We start from the raw sequence: 18,734 nt of genomic DNA, 5'->3' as shown, positions 1-18,734 counted from the left end.
GTCGAACGCCGTCCTACGCGGTGTTCCCGGCCCGAAGCACCGCGACAATCTCGCGCGCAACCGCGCGCGCGAATAGCGGCGGTACGGAATTCCCAACCTGCTGAAAGCCGTGCCACTTTGTGGGGTGAAAACTAAACCAGTCTGGGAAAGAGTGTAACCTGGCGGCCTCTCTTACCGTGATGCACCGCGGATGAACGGGATGGATCGGACGCGCAGCCGTATATGAACCGTAGTCCGGACCGGTCCCGGCCCGCAATGTGTTCGCCTTTCCGGTCTTCTCAAGGCGGAAATATCGACTTGTTGGTTCGCTCGTTCCTGGTTCCGTATAAGCGAATCGTTTCACCGTCTCTTTGGAGTGAATCGTACGAAGGCACCCGCCGAGCTTACGCGAGGAAAACCTGCGTGCTGGAGCATGATCTTTGGGATCGTCGACGTTTCCTCTTAAGACGGCTGCATATGCGCGCGGTTGTCCGAGCGGATCAATCAGCTCGTCTTTCTCCAAGAGGTACTCAAATCGATCTACATCTGGAATATCTCCGATTGCGCTCCATACAGTGGGCTTGCGTGTCCCCCAAACTGCCGACGCTGGATTGCAAGGACTTGGGTAGGCCGGAAGGTCCAGACGTTTGAGACATCCGAAGATAAACACTCGTTCTCGACGCTGGGGGACACCGAAATCGCTCGCGCAAAGAACGTCAACATCCTGTACGTGATACCCGGCGAGTTTGGCCCGCCGGACAAAAGACTCGAGCAGTGATCGCGCCTCCCCCAGCACAAGGCCTCCCACGTTTTCGACCACAAAGTAACGAGGTTGCAACTGGCGAACCAATCTGGCGAAATGGAATAGTAGTCCGTTGCGGCGATCCGCAATTTCCCTCTTGCCAATAACTGAAATGCCTTGGCATGGCGGGCCGCCAAACAGAACATCTATGCGATCCTTCTTCTTAAGCCCCACGAGTCGACGAATCTCTGGCCCGGTAATTCTTGAAAGATCGGCTTCGAAGGCATGACCCTTTGGAAAATTATGGGCGTAGGATGTTACGTTGATTGGATTCGAGTCGAACCCGGCAAGTATCTTGAAACCAGCTTGCTCGAAGCCGAGCGACATTCCGCCGACTCCGCAAAACAAATCAACTGCTGTGAATCGGCCCTTCTTACGATCCATGTTTCGCCCTACTTGATGGACAGTATCCGCTAATGCAGCATTGGGTGCAACGAGGGTGTCGGGGACGACATACCGTGCGTCCGAGTACGATACAATCGACATGGAACGCAAACCGCCGGCTCGGCGGAACCAACGCCTCTAGTTCCTGGTGGCACTGGTCCGCGCGTTTGCGAGCCGTCCAGCCGAGACGACTGGCGACGCGATGTACGTGCGAATCTACCGGCAACACGCGCGCATTCATCGTGTACATCATGATACATCTGGCGACTTTCGTTGAAACACCAGACAGGGAACACAGGTACTTCTCGGCCCTTTCAGGAGGCAGGTTCCGAAGTGATCGCAAATCACAAGTACCGATATCGTGGTCAATTTGAGTGACGGCGCGAACGAGTTGGGCGGACTTCACCGTCGAAAGCCCCGCAGGTCGTAAGATCGAGCGCAACGCCCTTCCGTTTCCGATCATATCGCGCCAGCAGGGAAAACGTGCCTTCAGGTCACGATAGACTCGTTGCGCCGTCGAGGCGGTCGTTTTGTTCGAGATGATGATGTAAACAAGATCGTCGAGTGGATCACGTGGGTTGCCGAGCCGAGGGCACCCATGTGCGACCGTAAGGCACTGACAAACGCGTTGAATTACCCTGCGGCGAGTAACCTGATTGCGTTTCCAGATGCTGCCTGAGGCCACGAGGCCCTTTTTCGTAGACTTGTTCACCTTCGAATCTCGCTCCAACACGCTTTTCAGTATAACAAGAACATGGCCTGGGCATTAGGGTGTGTCGTCGGGCTGGACGTAATTCCGGTAATGTAATACGGTGAAGTGACGCGAACTTTCACGGAGCAACGGATTGCCGCCTGCCAAGATCAACGCCGATAAGCCGCATCTATGGAAGGCCGACATCGCGGCCTCGGTCGACCAATTCAACCGCTGGTTTATGCGGTTCGCTCCGGAGGCGTTCCGCTCGACGCGGGTCAAGACGACCGAACACGTCAAGGCGTCACTCCTTGCCACGGACGATCTGCGCAGCCTCAATGCGGAAACCCTCAAGGCCAACCCCGGAGCGCTCCCCACGCTCCGGATGTGTACGGCGCCTCCCCTGGCCGTCGATCGTCTTGTCGGGCTTGCCGGAGCCAACAAAGCGCTGATCGGCTGCATGGAAGCCGGCAAGCTGGCAAAGCGGATGTCCCCGGAGTTGCTGGCGCAGCATCTCGGCTCGGTGTGCCGCGTGCTGAGCGAGCTACTTGACCGCGACATCTTTCCCTGGCTCGATGCCTGCAAATCGCCGACGGCGCATGAGCGCGACCGCGCTTCGACCATCGTCGCTGACCGGCTGTGCAGCGCGATGGCCAACCCGATCGTACGGAACGCCCAGGAACAACGGCAGCTTGCCATGATCGGCGATTTCCTCGACAAGCGGGGCTATCGTAAGCAGGCACACGCCTCAGGCAAGCCGCTGAAGGACATGGAACCCGGTACATACGCCTTCAGGATGAACTTGCCGGTCGGAAAAAAGGTCGTGGTGAACATCCCGGTCGACGTCGTGATTCAGCCGAAGAAGCCTAACAAAGATCGGCTGCCGATTCTGATCGAGGCCAAGTCGGCCGGCGACTTCACCAACACCAACAAGCGGCGCAAGGAAGAGGCGACGAAGATCCATCAATTGCAGGCGACGTACGGCGATTCCGTGCCGTTCGTCCTGTTCCTTTGCGGCTACTTCGGTAGCGATTATCTTGGCTATGAGGCCGCCGAAGGCCTTGATTGGGTGTGGGAACATCGCATCGGCGATCTTGAAAAGCTGGGTCTATGACGCTCGCGGCGACCATAACAAGTGTTCCAAATGAGGCGCGCCGACAGGCGGTACAGGTGTCTCTCGATGCAAAGCGCAGCGCTGCCGAGCGCAATCGCCTCGGCCAGTTCGCAACGCCGAACGCCCTCGCCGTCGAAATTGCCCGGTTCGTCGCCAAACAGGTTGGCAAGAGCAAGCGTGGCATTCGCTTCGCCGATCCTGCGATTGGGACAGGCAGTTTCTTCTCCGCGGCGGTGACGGCGTTAGGCAAGGGTCGAATCGCAAGCGCCGTCGGCATTGAAATCGACGGTGCGTTTTGCCGGGCTGCCCGAGACCTTTGGGCGAACTCCGGCTTGGAAGTCGTCCAAGGGGACTTCACGCGCCTTGCGGGCAACGGATCGATTCCCGCCGCTCCGAACCTGATTCTGGCCAACCCGCCTTATGTGCGGCACCATCATCTGGATCGCGTGGACAAGGAACGCCTGCAAGCGCAGACGTACAAACTCACCGGCATTGAAGTGAACGGGCTTGCGGGTTTGTACGTCTATTTCGTGCTGCTCGCCACGGCGTGGATGGAGGACGGCGGTTGGGCGGCGTGGCTGATCCCATCCGAGTTTATGGACGTGAACTACGGTACCGCTCTCAAGCGGTTCCTTACGGACCGCGTGACGCTAGTCCGCGCTCACCGATTCGATCCCGACGATGTGCAATTCGATGACGCGCTGGTGTCCTCCGTAGTACTCGTCTTCCGCAAATTCCCTCCGTCGGAGGGACACGCGGTCGAGTTTACCTTCGGCGGGACGCTGGACAATCCGCATGCAACGGCGTCACTCACGCTCCCTCAGTTGCGAAGCGCCCGTAAGTGGACGGTGTTTCCGAGCCATGCGAAGAACGACCGATGCGTATCGACCGATGATGCCGGGCCGATGCTCGGTGATTTCTTTCGGATACGCAGGGGAATCGCGACAGGCAGCAACAAGTTCTTCGTCCTCGATCGAGCCGACGCGGAGCGCCGTCGGATTCCTAAGCGCTACCTTCGGCCGATCCTGCCTAGTCCAAGGATGTTGAAGGCAACGGTCCTCGATTGCGACGATGACGGGTATCCGGTAATCGCCCCTCAACTCTGCGTCATTGATTGCGACCTTCCAGAGCCGATGCTTGCGAATCGCCATCCGGCCTTTTGGGAGTATCTGCGCAGCGCCAAGGCTCTCGGTGTGAGGGACGGGTATCTGGTCGGCAAACGCACCCCCTGGTACAGGCAGGAGCAGCGTGAACCCGCACCCTTCGTCTGCACTTACATGGGGCGCGGCGCTAACGACAAGCGGCCATTCCGGTTCATCTGGAACCGATCGCAGGCAATTGCGACGAATCTCTACCTGATGCTTTTCCCGCAGCCGGGACTTGCCACGATGCTGCATCGGCATCCTGACCGCGCGGCAATCGTGTTTGACATCCTCGGTCGTATCACCGGTCATGAACTACGCGGCGAAGGGCGAGTCTACGGCGGCGGGCTGCACAAAATTGAGCCGAGTGAGTTGGGTCGCATTTCAGCACGAGGATTTGTCGAACGCTGGCCGGAACTTTCCGAAACCTGCCGGCGCATCGAAACGAAGAGCCTATTCGGCTGATCCCTCCTGCAAGGCTCTTTGATATCTTCGCTGAATCCGCTTCTGTATTGCACGCCGCCTCAAACATGAAAAAACCCCGGCGGGGGCGAGCCGCCGGGGGGCGGCGACGGATCAGGCGGCGTGCGCCTGCTCCTCGGGTGCGTGCAGCGCCGCGATAATGTCGGCGGCAGTGCGCTGGATGCGGTCCAGCGACGCGGCCAGCGTGTCGGTCTTGCCGTCGTAGAGCTGGATGTAGTCGCGGGCGGCGGCGCCGGCGTCCAGGCCCACGGCCTGGCTAACGACGAACGCGACGGCCTCGGCTTCCGTCTCGCGGACGGTCTTGCTGGCCGGGCGGTCCTCGCCGCGGTGCAGAAGCTCGTGCGCGAGTTCGTGCGCGATCACGGCAAACTCCTCGGCGGCGGGCAGGCCCTGCCGGATGCTGATGCGACCGCCGCGGGACAGGCCAAGGGCGCTGCCGGGACCGATCTCGTAGTCGAGCGCGATGCCGCGCGAAGCAACGTCCGCCTTGATGCGGTCGAGGTGCTGGCCGGGATCGCCGTTGATGCCGGCCGGCTCGGGCAGCGGCTGGCCGTCGGTCTGCGACACGTCGAAGACGTACACGCCGCGGAAACGCAGCACGGTATCATCGCGCTCGGCGGAATCGCCGGCGGCAGGCTCGGCGTCGCGCCCGCCACGGCGGCTCTCAGACTTGCGGAAGACCATCGGCGCGATGATGACGATGCCCTTCTCGCCCTGGCGGACGTAGCGGCCCATTTGCTTCCACGTGTTGAAGCCGGCGACCTGCGTCGCGTCGGGCTTCTGCGACAGGATCAGCATGACGTTCCCGAAGCTGTATTTGTGGAACTTCGCCAGCATCGAGAGGTAGCGGGTGAGTTCATCGCTCCTGCCTGTGGCGAGCGCCTGGCTGAGTTGTTCGAGGGCCTGGTCGGCGACTTTCTTGGCTTGTTCGGCTTTCATGATTTTGCTCCTTGCCGGGACCCGCGACGTGCGGTCCCTTCGCAAAGCCAGAGGGACCCCGGCGGGGGTGGCAAAGGAGCGAGCCGCGGCAAGGCCGGCAGGCCGCCGGAGAGTCCCGCGAAGCGGAGCAGGACGAATGACGGACCGGACCCGAAGGGCGCGAAGCGTGTCAGGCGTGAGGCGTGCAAGGCTCGAAGGCGGGAAGCGAAGCGGTGACGGCCGGGAGCCGCGATTGAAAGCCGAGAGACAAGCAAATGAACCGATGCAACGCACCGAATCTGACTGCAAGGGAAAGAGCCGCTGCTAGCGAATAGCGGAAGCTACGCATGAACATTGGATTGATGCCGGACGTTGGCTCATGCTGGGAGAGTGCGCATTGTCGAGAACGACACGCAACGCGACGACGGCGAATCAACAGCGAGGCGAAAACATACTGAGCACGGAGTCAGCGCATCGCTGCCGCAAATCGAGGTTCCGTGACGAATCGGCAGATCGCTCGACCTGTCCTGTGGCTAAGTACTAACACCTTCCGCGGTCGGGTGACGCCGACATACAAGACGCGACGCGATTCCTCAATATCGCCGCGTGGATGGGGAAACTGGCCGTCCTGAAGCTCGATAATGCACACCGCTTCAAATTCTCGACCCTTCGCAGAGTGGAGAGTAAGCAAACGCAAGCTCCCATCAGGATGGGCAAAATCTCCGATGTCGTCTACAGTCAAGTCGTCAGGGTCAAAGTCGCGGTTTTGGCGGATATCCGCAATGATCTCCGAAGCTGACGACTCGATGGCGGTAGCGCCTGCCTCTCTTATGAAACCGTGCTCCCGAAGGATTGCTGTGAAGGAGGGTGCCGCTGCCTCCAGCCACGCGATAGCCGAGGCGTTCCGGTCTCTCAGTTCGCGACCGCAAATAACTAGGCGCATCACCGCGAGTCTGCCGACACGGTCCCAAACGTCAAAGCGAGCCAGCCCCTCGACTTGTTGGACGGTGTGGAATAGCTGAACCTGAACACGGCGGAGAAGATCGGAGGCGGGTGTATCAATATACGCGCACAAATACTCGATCAGGCCGGTGAAGAGTCGCGCGCGCCGGTAGGGACGCGCGCCTGGTCCCGAAACGGGCACGCCCAAGCGCCGAAGCTCACGGGCGATTGGAAACAGCATGTACCATGCTGGAGCGAGCACGGCCGCGTCTGTGACGGCAATGCCTTCGCGCGTCAGGAGTGGAAGAAACCCACCGACTACGGCATCGACGCCGGAAGCGGCAGTAATCGTACTGGGCGAAGTGCGATATCCTGCATTCGGACCAACGGCAACCATTATTGGAGCGCGAGGGCAGAGGGCTTCACCGAGTGCAACGATTCGTCCACTACTTCGCCAGTTTTCGTGTAGTGCGAAGTCTGTGCGGGCACCCAGATGATCAGCGAATTCAAACATGCGCGCTGGCTGGGCACCAGCAAAACCTTGGATAGACTGAAAGTGATCGCCGACAAGAAAAAAGCGGCTCCGGCGGGCGTCGGCCAGTCGATACAGCACCTGCACCTGAAGCGCGTCCGTATCCTGCATCTCATCGATGAGGATTTCTCGGTATCGCGAGGAAACGCTCCTAGCGAGGTGTGGATGCAACTCAAATAGTCGATAAGTCAGATAGGTAATGCTCGGAAAATCGACGAGTTGGCGCTCGGCGAGCCGTTCCCAGAAACGGCGCACACAGTCATCAGTTAGCCGAACATCTGTCGGGATCAGCGGTTCGCCTGCTGCACCGCGCCGTATGCGCTCAAATTCCTGAATGCTGCCGTGGCCCTGCATGGTGTCCGCGAGGGCCTGCTGTGCGGCCTCGGCAAATTCAGAGGTCTCGGGGGCCGCAACGGTCAATCCCGACTCGTATCCGTCGAGAAGGCGATGGTGATGCCGGAGCACCGCCTGAAGACAAAAGGAGTGAATCGTACCGACATCGGCATAATCGGCATCGTCGGCACTGGCCAGCGATTTGAGTCTGCCCTCGATCTCATGGGCGGCGGCGTTCGTATAAGTGATGCACGCCACACGACGGGGCGTATCTCTGACTTGCTCAATCGCGCGTAGCAGCCGGGCCACAATGGTCCGTGTCTTGCCACTACCTGGGCACGCGACGACCAGGACGTGTCGAACCTCCTCATCCACAGCTGCGCGCTGTGCGGGCGTCAGCTTCATTCAGTCACCCACGCGATTGCGTCCTTAAGATACTGAGGCGCGTCGGTCGCGGCGTGCATGTGCTTTGACAGTACTTGGGCGAACCGTCCCTTGGACCTGAACTCCGCAGCTTTCAGGATGCGTTCTCCGAGCGTGTCAAAATTGACCGGGTCTGCCGCCAGGGCTTCTCCAAGCCTTCGAGTACGCAATTCCGCCGCGGTGAGGCGCAGTGGCTCAGACATTCCTGCGATTGCCAACTCTTTTTCGAGGGTGATGTCACACGCGAAGACCTTCACGAACTCATTCTCATGCTCTCCCAGATTGCGAGGGGGCTCTCCCTCCTCTGCCGGGTCATCATCGCGATCGGTAATGATCGCGCAACGCTTACGGACGCCATCGGGGCCGAAGAGTTTGGCGAACGGGGCGAAGTGGGTTCCGAATATCGGCACGACTGCGACGCCGTGTCGATCGAGGTCGATTTCACATATTTGCTTCGCAATGGTGGGGACGAGGAATAGCTCCGCTGGCCCTTCGACTAAGATCACTCGCCGGGCGAAGAGCAGCGTCGATTTGGTGGCGTCGAGATAGCGGTTGAGGTCGGCGCGATCGGCATCGCTCAGATGACCGGCTAAGCGCGGTACATGGGCGTCAACAATGCCATTCTGGCCTACCGAAAGGACAACATAGTCATCGATGTCTGTGGCAGCCGTAACGTGCGTGCTGTGCGTGGTAACGATCACCTGGACGGAATGGGCCTTGAGAGTCTCCAATAGGACGCGCTGAAGCTGGGGGTGAAGGTGCGATTCCGGTTCTTCAAGTAGAATAACCGCACCGGCGCATTCGTCAGCGTCAAGTCGGCTCTCGAAGTATTGAAGCAACAGCGCGATGTAGAGAACGTTGTTCAGCCCCAGCCCGTTCTGCCCCGGTTCAAACCGAGTGTGGCTGTCGCTCGACAACAATAGGGTAAGGGCTCGCTCGATGGCCGAGAACGTCGGACTGCTCATGCCAAGGGCAACCGACAGCTTGAAGGCGTCGCCGGCGGTGGTTGAAAGACGCTCGTCAAGCAATTCGCCGATGCGCTTTATGGTGTCAGTCGATGCGATTGCAGTGTTAGCGTCTGAGAGGATTTCGACGAGACGCGCCTGTTCGTCGCGAGGCAACTTGAGCGAGCGGATGATTCGGCGAAGTGGCGACTGCCGAGAAGACTTGAGATCGGCCACGACATCGCGCAGCGCGTGCAAGATGACCACCAAGTAGTCGTTCAAATCCGAGATACGGATGCTGCGGCCAAAGTCCTCATCCCAATCGATGTTAGCCGGGTCCTCGTCTCCGCCTCCGGTAATCTCCCAGCGATAGTCATCAATGGTGAGGTCTTCGGCTTCACGCTCCTCAGCCTCAATTGCATCCCGCGCGGTCGGATTCGGGCGGAATCGGTACGTCAGACGCGCCAAGTTGTCTCGCACCTTGAAGAAAGCTGCAAACGCGGAAGCCTCCACGTCATCTTCAAAATCGCTGAACTCGACTGCGACCACAATATGTAACGGATGTTCGGCCGCAGCGGTTTCGTTCACGTCTGCCAGAGTCAACTGCCTCGTGTAGCCGGGCAAGTCGCCATCCAAAACCAACCGGAGTGCATGCAGCAGATTTGTCTTTCCGGTGTTGTTCTCACCGATGATGCAGGTGACGCCCTTGCGAAGCGGAACATCAAGTGAGGTTAGGTTCCGGAAGTTCCGAACAACCAGTCTGCTTATGTGCATGGAGCAAGCTCACTTAGTGCTGTCTGTGTCCGCGTCTTGTGGAAGTAGCGGCATTTCGAGTCCGTCGATTTCCTGCAACGTCTTGCCGGCGATTCCCTGGAGGTCGCCGTACATACCGGCAGTCGATTCGATGACGCCGCGAATCTGTTCCTCGCGCTTAGCCCACAGCCGCGTCATGGTCTTGCGCTCCTTCTCCAAATCCTCGTGCATGTCACTGAATTTCTCGACAATTGCCTGCACGCGGTGGCGGAAGCGCGGGCCTGTAAGGTACTGGTAAACCAGTTCCATCTTGGTTTGCTGCCCCTCGCCGGCCTTGCGGGCGGCGGCGAGTTCGATGAGTGATTGACGCAGCGCCACGGCGACCGGCATGGCGCAGCGGTGCGACGTGACCCATACGCCGTCAACATGGTCGAACGCTTCCACGTCCTTCGGCAGCGCCTGGCTGACGATGACGGCCAATTCGGCCTTGGCGGCGCGTTGATCCTCGCGCAGCTTGGCGAGCCAGCCGTCGGTCCAGTTCCTGGTGCGCTTTGATTCCCACAGGATTGCCCCGCACGGCTGTCCCATCGGGCCAATGACGCGCTGAAGCGCGTCGCCGCCGTGCTCGCCCTTAGCGACCGGCTCGATGGAGTCGTGCGGGAACTTCTCGCGGAGCATCGCTTCCAATTCAAGTTCTTGCACCTCGCCCTGTAGCTGCTGCGACCCCTGCTCGGCCCGTCGCTTCAGGTCTTCGATCTGCTTCTGCATTGAAGCGATGGTCTGCTCTTTCTCCGCGACTTTCAGCTTGAGCGAATCCTCAGCTTCCTTCTTGGCCTGCTCGCGCGTTACGCCGAGCGATTCCTGCACACGCTTTTCGATGGTCAGGTCCATCTCGCGCTTGGCGTCGTCGAGTTCACGCTGCTTGCGAATCAACTCGGCTTGCGCCTTCTGCGCTTCGGTGAGCTTGGCGTCCTTCTGCTTGATGACTTCCTGAAGGTCGGCCAGTTCCCTTGCCTTCTGGTCGAGGTCGGTCGATAAGGCCAGCTTCGCCTTCTTCGCTTCCTCGGCAGCGATAGCGGCGCGCTCGGTCTGCATCTTGGCGGCGACTTGGTCGTCGATGCTCTCCTTTGCCTTGGCGATCTCCGCCTGCTGCTCCTTGACCGCGGCCTCGCGCTTGCGGATGTCAGTATCCTTCTGCGCGATCTGCTGTTCGAACTGCCGGCGCGTGGATTCGATCAGCGGAGCCGCCAGCGACTCGGTCAGCTTGATCTCGGTCTTACAACTTGGGCAGACTATCGTTGGTTCAGTCATTCTCGTATCCCGCAGAATGTGGGCAGTTTACCGTCTTTCGGGCTAACACGGCATGTTGGGGAAGTCAACGCGGGAGGGGACGCGGCGGTTGGCCAGCTTCGTTTCGATACGCCGCTCGGCGGTTATCCATTGACCGATCGGCTCGCATTCCCCCCCATGCCGTCTTTGATTCGTCGGGCAGAGTAGCCGGGTCAGTGGTCGAAGGCGCTGCCATGCGACGGTGGATACGGACCGTAACGGGTTCCTCCGCGTCCAAGCGACGGGTGCCGGCGCGCTCTGGCGCGGCCTCGATGGTGTACTCGGCCTTTAGCGCCTTGATTCGGCCAGCCAATTCGGCCGTCGTGAGTGGCGGTTTCGTGGCTTCGGGCGTTGCATCGGCTCCCGATCGCGGGGCCGTCCCCGCAAGGCTCCCCTTGAGTTGATCACGCAAATCTGTCAATTCGGCTTGATAGACTTCATGGATGAAGGGCTTGCCGATTCGCGCTTGGTAGTCTCCAAGCTGCGATTTGGCGATGGATAATTCCTGCCGGATCGCGACCACGTCCGAGCCGTAGGCTTTGCACAGACGATCGAGAGCGTTCAAAACGGCGCGGGGACCATGATTGCCCCGAAAAAGCCGGTCATGCTTCGTAGTCGCGCCCTCCAGATAAACTTCGGGCGGGAACTGCGGCTGCAGCACGAGTCCGAACCGCAGTCCGCGATAGACGCCGAGCGGAACGCGGCGCTCCTGCCGGACCTCCTGCGGCAGACTGTCCAGTTGGCGAGCCAGCGCAATCTGCGCATCCTCCCGTGAATACTCGCGGCCGTTGATGGTGATGAAATCATCGGCATGGGCTGTCATGGTCGATTGATCGGTCGTGAGGTCGGACAGGCGTTTGTTCAGGCGGGCGATTTTCTCCGGCAGGTCACGCACTTTGCAACGGGCGACATACTGTTCATCAACGTGATTCTTCTTGAGCAGCGCCAGCCGCTGCAATTCAGCGTCGGCCTCGGCGAGCGTCAGCACCGCCGGATTCCCTGACGCGATTGCCTTGACTTCGGCGTAGGAAAGTTCCTGCCCGCCGACATCCTCGGCTCGTCGAACGGCGTTATTGCCGGTGATGACCTGGCCGATGAACCGGGCCTTGGTCTCAAGCGCCTGCCACATGTAAGCGTCGAATGATCCCTCGGTGACGTAGCGATACACCGCGACTTCCTCGTTAGTGTTTCCCTGGCGGAGAATGCGTCCCTCGCGCTGTTCAACCTCGGCCGGTTTCCACGGCGCATCTAGGTGATGCAAGGCGACCAGACGCTGCTGCACGTTGGTGCCGGTGCCCATCTTCTGCGTGCTGCCAATCAGCACTCGCACCGAACCGTTGCGGACCTTCTCGAAGAGTGCCTGTTTCTTGGCGTCGGAGTCGGCCTCCCCGATGGCGGCGATTTGCCCGCGGGGAACGCCGCGGGCGACCAACTTCTCGATCACGTCGTCATAGGCCGAGTATCCCCATGCTGTCTGGTGTACGCCCATGTCGCAGAAAACCATCTGTGTGCCGCGTGTCGCGGCTGTCCGATTCCAGATTTCAGCGACATTCTCGACCAGGCGGTTGACCTTGGAGCCGTCAGGATCGGCAGCGGAAGAGGACAGCATCCGCCCGTCAAGGGCGAGCTTGCGGCCATCGGTCGTGATGTTGAGCGCGTTGTCGATGCGCGGGTCTACCTTCTCCGATCGCAATCGTTCGTAACGCCTGACGAGTTCCTGTTGCAGCGCGTGCTGTTCCGCGGACATCGGGCAGGCGACAACGATCGGTTTGCCGCCTTCCAGTCGAGGACGAGGGAGGTTAAGCATTTCGGCGGTCTGCACGTCGGAGAATGCCCGGAACATCTGCTGGAGTTCCGGCAGGTTGGTGAACTTGGCGAATCGGCTCCGGGGCCGCAGCGAAGCGCCATCGGGCGAGATTTCCATCGTGTCGATGACTTCGCCGAAGGTGGCGGCCCACGCATCGAAGTGTTCCAGTCCGCGGCTTTTGAGTCCCGCTGGATCGAGGAACCGCTGCATGGTGTACATCTCGACCATCGTGTTCGACACCGGCGTGCCGGTGGCGAAGGTGACGCCGTGGCCGGGATGCTGCTCGCCAAGGAAGCTGGCTTTCATGTACACGTCAAAGGCGCGCTCGCTGCCGCCGGTCTGGATGCCGGCGACGCGCTCCATCTTGGTCGGCGTCTCCAGGTTCTTGAAGAAATGGGCCTCGTCGATGAAGACATGATCGACGCCGAGTTCGTCGAACACGAGCCCGTCGTCCTTCTTCTCCTCGGCAAGCAGGTCTTTCAGGCGCTCCACGCGGGCAGCTTTCTGTTTCTCGATCTGCTTGATGAGATTGCGATTCGCGCCTTTGGCGCCGGCGTGTTCGCGAAGCAGCTCGTCGTACTCGGCGATCTGCTCGATAAGGAACTTCTCCTGGTAATCCCGTGACATGCCGATACGCTCGAACGACGAATGTGTGACGAGAATCCCGTCCCATTCGCCACTGGCGATCTTGGCGGTCAACAACTTGCGACGGTCGCGGCGCAGGTCCTCCTTGGTGGCGACCAGCAGTTTGGCGTTGGGATAGAGCTGCATGAATTCGCGGGCGAACTGTTCCAGCAGGTGGTTGGGAACAACGTACATCGGTTTCTTGATGAGCCCCGCCTGTTTCATTTTCATGCCGGTCGCGGCCATCGTGAACGTCTTGCCGGCGCCGACAGCGTGCGCTAGCAGCGTGTTGCCAGAACTCATCCCCCGCCACACGGCGTCGGCCTGGTGCGACCGCAGGCGAACGGTCTGGTTCATGCCGGGGAAGTCGAGGTGCGAGCCATCGAAGAGGCGTGGCCGCAGGTTGTTGTAAATGTCGTTGTAAACCCGCACCAGCCGCTCGATGCGTTCGGGGTCAGTGAATACCCATGCGCGGAAGCGCTCCTTGATCAGCTTCTGTTTCTCGCGCGCGGCCATCGTCTCTTCCTGGTTGACAACGCGCTCCTCGCCGTCGCCATGATCGATCACGTCGTAGATGACCGGCGACTTCATGTTGAGGGCCAGATCAAGTAGCCACGTGCCGTTAGCACGGGCGGTGCCGTAGTCGGAAGTTGCCGCGACGGACGCCTTCGCGGCGTGGCCGGCGTCCACGCTCCAAACCGCGTCCTTTTGAAGATGACTGACCGGGATGATCGACGGCTCGACATGGAACAAATCGGCCGCGAATGCCTGGATGTCGCTGGCGGGTATCCACGGCGCGCCGAGATTGGCGTCGATGTCGCCGGGCAGCACGTCCTCGGGCTGCACGCGCCACAGCGCCTCGGTGTTCTGGGCGTAGGCCCGCCCGGCCTTCTCGGCGGCTGCCAGCTTGGCGCGAACGTTGCCGGACAAGTAGTCGTCGGCGGTCTTCCATGATTTCGATTCGGGGTCATGGAAGACCAAGTCGCCCAGTTCGCTGATAACCTGCTGCTCCGGTTTGCCGTAAAGGCCGGCGATGAAGGGCAGGTCCACCCTGCCCCGCTGGTTGAGCGACACGAGCAAGCCTTCCTCGGCACTGCGAACTTGCGTGACGGGCGGCGTCTTGCCCACCACGTCCTTGGTCATGATGGCGGCTTTGGAGGCCTTTTCGGTGACCTCGTCGTAATCTTCGAGCGACATCACCAGCATCGCGTCGGGATCTTCAATAAACTTGACGAGGTTCGGCCGCCGTCGGATCACGCTGCCGTCGCGACTCTCGCTGAAGGAGGTCTTGTTGATGGGTCCGTAGGTGCGTTGAAAACGATCGAAGGCTTGGTTGAGGTCACGCCTCGCTTCTTCTCGATGCTCCGTCGGCCAACCTTCATTTTGTGATTGCAGCACGCGGCGAGCGTGGTCGCGCAAGCCGATCAGAGAAGCGAGCCGGCGGCCGGTGAGAGTGCCGGCGGCCTTCAGCGCCGTGCCGCCGTACACGACCGGCACGGTCTGACCGCCCACCAGTTGGCAAATCCCCCGGTCGCTGCCGACGAAGAAACTGCCTTCGTTGATGTGGCGTTCCGCCGGCGGTGGTGTGAAGGACGGAGTAGATTCTTCCGCGGTCTGTGACCATTGCGACGGCGCGAACTGCGGCAGCATGCCAATGGCGTCTTTCAGCTTCGCCGAGAGGTCCCCGCTGCCACGAACGCTGTATCCTTCCCCGCCATAGAGCGTGTCCTTGCGAGTCCAGTCGCCGAGAACCATCTCCGGGTGGTTGAGGAAGTAGCGATTGACCGGAACGTCGGCGCCGTCGATGACAATTGGCGCGATACCCAGCCACTGCGTATCGACGTGTTGAGCGGGTTCGCCGGGAGCGCGCTTGCGCAGGAACAGGATGTCTGTGACGACTGCCGTGCCTTCGCGCTTGAAGGCGTGGGATGGCAGCCGTATGGCTCCGACGAAGTCGGCCTTCGAGGCGAGATACTCGCGGATGGCGGCATTCTGCTTGTCGAGCGTGAAGTGGGACGTGACCAGGGCCAGCACACCGCCGAGTTTGAGGGAATCGACCGACTTGGCGAGAAAGAAATCGTGAAGCGAGAGCTTCTGTCCGTGGTAGTCGAGCTTGGTGTCGGCAAAGGGCACGTTGCCGACAACCGCGCCGATGCGCTCCTCGGGCAGTTTTGTCTCGCGGAAACTTTCAATGCGAATGTCTTGGTCGGGATGAAGCGCCCGCGCGATCCGTCCCGATATCGAGTCCAGCTCGACGCCGATAAAGCGATACTGCTCGCTTCCCTGACTCATGAAATTGCCGATGCCGCATCCGGGCTCCAGGATCATGGCATCGGAGGGGACGCCCAATCGCGAGATAGCCTCGTGAATGGACGCGATGACGGTTGGCGACGTGTAGAAGGCGTTGAATGTCGTGCGCTTGGCGCTGTTGTATTCCGCGGGGCTTAGAAGTGCTTTCAGTTCCGTGCCGAGCTTCTGCCAGCCGGCGTCCTTGTAGTGCTGTGTTACCGGGTCGGGAAAAATCAAAAGTGCGACCGGCCCGAAGCCGGCAAAGCGGGCAAGCACCTGGCGCTCGTCATGAGTTGCGAGCCGATTTTCTCCCTCGACCTTCTGAAGCATGCGAATCGCGGCGATGATGTCGCGAGCTTTCTCTTTTTCGCCGCCGGCGATCTGGACCGGAGTACTGGGCGGTGCTTTGTCGGTTTTCGGTGTGAACCGTTCTGAACGCGGGGAAGATTCAGAGGCTGCTAGGCCTTCCTGGGGCGAGGACAGCAGGTCGAAGAGCGTCGGCTGGCTCGACCAGCTCAGGCGCGCGACGTGCGATTGCGGGACCGATCCCCTGCGATGTCCGACAACGGCGGCTCGCCCGGCGGTGACGCGTGCCGCAAACGATCCTTCATCTCGATGAGTGCGAATTCCATCGCCGCGCTGGCGATCTGGCTCGGATCGATGTCCGGCTGGCCCTTCGACAGTCTCATCGTCCAGTCTTCGTGGAGCGTCTTCAGTTCGCGCGCGTAGCGATTGACCACGTCGAGGACCTTGCGCTTGCGGCGGAGCTTGCCGTGCAGTCTCGGTCGCTGTCGCAGAAGCTCGATGATGATTGTCTTGTACGGCATGTTTGCCTCCTGTGTTGGAATCGGGGGGTTTTTCCAGGGCGACCGGCGGATCATCCGCCTCGGGCGGAAACAGCAGAATGGGATGCCGCGGGGGACGTGACTTGCGGCCCATGATCAGGAACAATCAAGACGGATGCGTTCCTGGATGCCTGATGAAACCCCGGCATGACCCGTTTCGGCTTCTAGCGGCGACAAGTCGACCGAGCCCGTATTGAGCCATGCGAAGGACTTGTTGTCGGTCTGTGACGTTCCGTCAGACATATTCCCGCAGTGTGATATTTCGCAAATCGCATAGCAGGTTCTGACGATTCATTCAATCGGAAAGCCGCAAAACGCTCCCCGGCATCGGTATTATCCGAGATTCCGGATCACGTCACCCGGATCGGCATCGCAGGCGCGGCACCATGCCGCGAACTCCACCGGGTCAATGCGGCGGTCGCCGATCTCCGATCGGTGCACCATCGTGTTGTGCATCCTGAGTTTACGGGCGAGGTCTCGTTGCGTCAGGCCGGCCTTGGCCCGCATGGCGCGGAGCATCCCGCACATCCTCCGATAGGCCGGTTTATGTTGTGCCCTTGCTGCCATTGCAGCAGCAAGCTAAACTCCGGCAGGTCTGCTGCTAGTTTAGCAGCAGCGACTTTGCGCTCGGGGGGGGCCCTACGGGCTCCTGGAAGGGGTTATGCCATGACAGTTCTGGCTGGGATGAAAAACCGCTTGTCGCTGCAAATTGGACGATCCGTGTTTCTGGCTGCTTTCGCTTGCGCCTGGTGCGTTGAGGGACTTCAAGCCCAACCTATTGTCGCCGAAAGCCACTTTAATGCCGATCCGGACGGCTGGACGGCGATGCGGACGGTCAATCTCAGCCCGCTCGATCCGACGCCAGTTCCCGAGGGAAATCTCGCGTGGGTGGAGCAAGGAGGCAATCTCGGCGGCTACTTCCAGCACGTCGATCCCAATGACGGACGAACCTCCTATTGGCAGGCCCCGTCCGGCTTCCTGGGCGAACAGTCGGCGGTGTATGGCGGCGTTCTCAGTTTCGACCAGAAGCAGTCATCCACAAGCAGCCAGTACGATATCGCCGATGTCGTCATCCAAGGCGGCGGAATGACGCTGGCGCTCAACACTTCCTACAATCCGCGAACTGGATGGACGCGCTATCACGTCTTGCTGGCTGCCGGGGGCGGGTGGCACGTCAATACTTTGAGCGGGCCGGCAGCGACTCCTTCGGATTTGCAACAAGCTCTGGCGGCGCTGACGGCTCTCTACATCCGGGCCGAGTACCGGAGCGGCAATGACACCGATGGCTTGGACAACGTCGTTCTCAACGGCCCATCCCCGGATTGCCCGGCCAGCACCTTCGACGCAGACGACGAAGGCTGGTGGACGCTTCGGGATACGAACCCACCGGCTTGGGCGAATTCGACGGGGAACCCCGGCGGCTGCTTCACGGTATCCGATCTTGCCGATGGCGTTGAATGGCGCTACCTGGCACCTGCCAAGTTCCTAGGGGATCGCACTGTGTTGCTCGGCAGCATCCTGGAGTTCGATCTGCGCGCAACGCCGGTCGCCCAGCCGGACCCGTCAGAGGGCCTGCGAATGGTCAACGTCACCGGCTCGGAACTGACGCTGCAATTCGCGGCGGAATCCAATCCGGCCGACAACGGATGGACGCACTTTGCGGTGCCGCTCCAACCCTCGGCACAATGGTCGCGAACGAGCGACGGGCAAGTGCCGACGATGCAGGATTTTGCCGACGTGTTCGGTTCCCTGTCCGAATTGACCATCCGTGGCGAGTTCTACAGCGGCGTCGATGAGGGTTTGCTCGATAATGTGTTCTTTCTCGATTGCCGTCCGTGCTCGCCCGCGGCGGACTTCGACCAGAGCGGGCAGGTTGACGCTCTCGACCTTCCGACGATGGTCGATGTCTTGCTCGGTGTGGACATTGATCCCTGGCATCTTCTTTGTGCCGACATTAATCGTGACGGTTCCGCAAACGGGGCTGACCTGGGCGGCTTCGTCGAGGCGATGCTCGCTCCGTGACCTCGCCTGCCTGACGTAGCCACAGGTTCAATTTGAATCGTCGCCGGTCATGTTGACTCACGACGCTGGCCAATGCGCAAGAGTGGATCTAAGAGCGTAGTCCTACTGACAGGGGGTGTTTTGGTCGTCCAATGCCGTTTCTAGCTTGTGCGGGCTCCCTAATGCGAAGCTGGGGCGGTTCGTCAGGCTCGATACTTTTCCTGAATGCCCTACGGCCTCTCCGCGAACTCGAAGTAACGGCTTCGTGTACACATCGCGCAACACTCGGGTAGCTCTTTGTTGCCTTCTCATCACGGTTGGCCCGATGCTCTGAAAGTTATCCACAGGTCTGTCCCGTTGTGGAGCGGTTCTTTCAATAGTGCCGGCTGGCCGACGCCG

At 60.4% G+C, this 18,734-nt stretch carries 11 protein-coding genes; 3 read left to right on the top strand and 8 right to left on the bottom strand.

Going from position 1 to position 18,734, the window contains the following annotated elements:
• Nucleotides 1-13: 13 nt before the first annotated feature.
• Nucleotides 14-1,165 carry a DNA cytosine methyltransferase gene (locus VJZ71_17600; protein HKQ49893.1) on the bottom strand — a complete coding sequence of 384 codons (1,152 nt, stop codon included), beginning with the start codon at nt 1,163-1,165 and terminating at the stop codon, nt 14-16.
• Between the two features lie 845 nt (nt 1,166-2,010).
• Here VJZ71_17600 and VJZ71_17595 point away from each other — a divergent pair.
• Nucleotides 2,011-2,970: a XamI family restriction endonuclease gene (locus tag VJZ71_17595; GenBank protein HKQ49892.1), complete on the top strand. Its 960-nt coding sequence runs from the start codon at nt 2,011-2,013 to the stop codon at nt 2,968-2,970.
• A 56-nt stretch (nt 2,971-3,026) separates the two neighbouring features.
• The gene (locus VJZ71_17590; GenBank protein HKQ49891.1) at nt 3,027-4,577 is read left to right on the top strand and encodes an N-6 DNA methylase; all 1,551 of its coding nucleotides are present in this window, start codon (nt 3,027-3,029) and stop codon (nt 4,575-4,577) included.
• Nucleotides 4,578-4,688: 111 nt separating this feature from the next.
• Here the strand turns inward: VJZ71_17590 and VJZ71_17585 are convergent, their stop codons facing one another.
• The 7 genes from VJZ71_17585 to VJZ71_17555 all read right to left on the bottom strand — a co-directional run bounded on the left by VJZ71_17585 (nt 4,689) and on the right by VJZ71_17555 (nt 16,853).
• A complete protein-coding gene (locus VJZ71_17585) occupies nt 4,689-5,534 on the bottom strand; it encodes an ArdC-like ssDNA-binding domain-containing protein (protein HKQ49890.1) in 846 nt (281 codons plus the stop codon).
• A 445-nt stretch (nt 5,535-5,979) separates the two neighbouring features.
• Nucleotides 5,980-7,725: an ATP-dependent helicase gene (locus VJZ71_17580; protein ID HKQ49889.1), complete on the bottom strand. Its 1,746-nt coding sequence runs from the start codon at nt 7,723-7,725 to the stop codon at nt 5,980-5,982.
• Nucleotides 7,722-9,461: an AAA family ATPase gene (locus VJZ71_17575; protein ID HKQ49888.1), complete on the bottom strand. Its 1,740-nt coding sequence runs from the start codon at nt 9,459-9,461 to the stop codon at nt 7,722-7,724. The genes VJZ71_17580 and VJZ71_17575 overlap by 4 nt, the downstream gene beginning before the upstream one ends.
• A gap of 9 nt (nt 9,462-9,470) precedes the next feature.
• The gene (locus VJZ71_17570) at nt 9,471-10,751 is read right to left on the bottom strand and encodes a DUF2130 domain-containing protein (protein ID HKQ49887.1); all 1,281 of its coding nucleotides are present in this window, start codon (nt 10,749-10,751) and stop codon (nt 9,471-9,473) included.
• Nucleotides 10,752-10,815: 64 nt separating this feature from the next.
• Nucleotides 10,816-15,819: a DEAD/DEAH box helicase family protein gene (locus VJZ71_17565; protein HKQ49886.1), complete on the bottom strand. Its 5,004-nt coding sequence runs from the start codon at nt 15,817-15,819 to the stop codon at nt 10,816-10,818.
• Between the two features lie 185 nt (nt 15,820-16,004).
• On the bottom strand, nt 16,005-16,316 hold the full coding sequence (locus VJZ71_17560) for a hypothetical protein (GenBank protein ID HKQ49885.1): 312 nt from the start codon (nt 16,314-16,316) through the stop codon (nt 16,005-16,007).
• Between the two features lie 351 nt (nt 16,317-16,667).
• Complete coding sequence (locus tag VJZ71_17555; protein ID HKQ49884.1) at nt 16,668-16,853, bottom strand: helix-turn-helix transcriptional regulator; 186 nt, start codon at nt 16,851-16,853, stop codon at nt 16,668-16,670.
• 147 nt (nt 16,854-17,000) lie between these two features.
• Here VJZ71_17555 and VJZ71_17550 point away from each other — a divergent pair, with 147 nt between their 5' ends.
• A complete protein-coding gene (locus tag VJZ71_17550) occupies nt 17,001-18,356 on the top strand; it encodes a laminin B domain-containing protein (protein ID HKQ49883.1) in 1,356 nt (451 codons plus the stop codon).
• The last annotated feature ends 378 nt before the right edge of the window (nt 18,357-18,734 follow it).

The organism is Phycisphaerae bacterium (genome assembly GCA_035275405.1).
Classification (GTDB): domain Bacteria; phylum Planctomycetota; class Phycisphaerae; order UBA1845; family UTPLA1; genus DATEMU01.
The sequence above is the reverse complement of the archived record's forward strand: the minus strand, read 5'-3'. Positions and strand labels throughout refer to the sequence as shown.

Coding starts and splice junctions, on each gene's coding strand:
- VJZ71_17600 (HKQ49893.1), bottom strand. CDS start 1,165: ATGGATCGTAAGAAGGGCCGATTCACAGCAGTTGATTTGTTTTGCGGA.
- VJZ71_17585 (HKQ49890.1), bottom strand. CDS start 5,534: ATGAAAGCCGAACAAGCCAAGAAAGTCGCCGACCAGGCCCTCGAACAA.
- VJZ71_17580 (HKQ49889.1), bottom strand. CDS start 7,725: ATGAAGCTGACGCCCGCACAGCGCGCAGCTGTGGATGAGGAGGTTCGA.
- VJZ71_17575 (HKQ49888.1), bottom strand. CDS start 9,461: ATGCACATAAGCAGACTGGTTGTTCGGAACTTCCGGAACCTAACCTCA.
- VJZ71_17570 (HKQ49887.1), bottom strand. CDS start 10,751: ATGACTGAACCAACGATAGTCTGCCCAAGTTGTAAGACCGAGATCAAG.
- VJZ71_17565 (HKQ49886.1), bottom strand. CDS start 15,819: ATGCTTCAGAAGGTCGAGGGAGAAAATCGGCTCGCAACTCATGACGAG.
- VJZ71_17560 (HKQ49885.1), bottom strand. CDS start 16,316: ATGCCGTACAAGACAATCATCATCGAGCTTCTGCGACAGCGACCGAGA.
- VJZ71_17555 (HKQ49884.1), bottom strand. CDS start 16,853: ATGCTCCGCGCCATGCGGGCCAAGGCCGGCCTGACGCAACGAGACCTC.
- VJZ71_17550 (HKQ49883.1), top strand. CDS start 17,001: ATGACAGTTCTGGCTGGGATGAAAAACCGCTTGTCGCTGCAAATTGGA.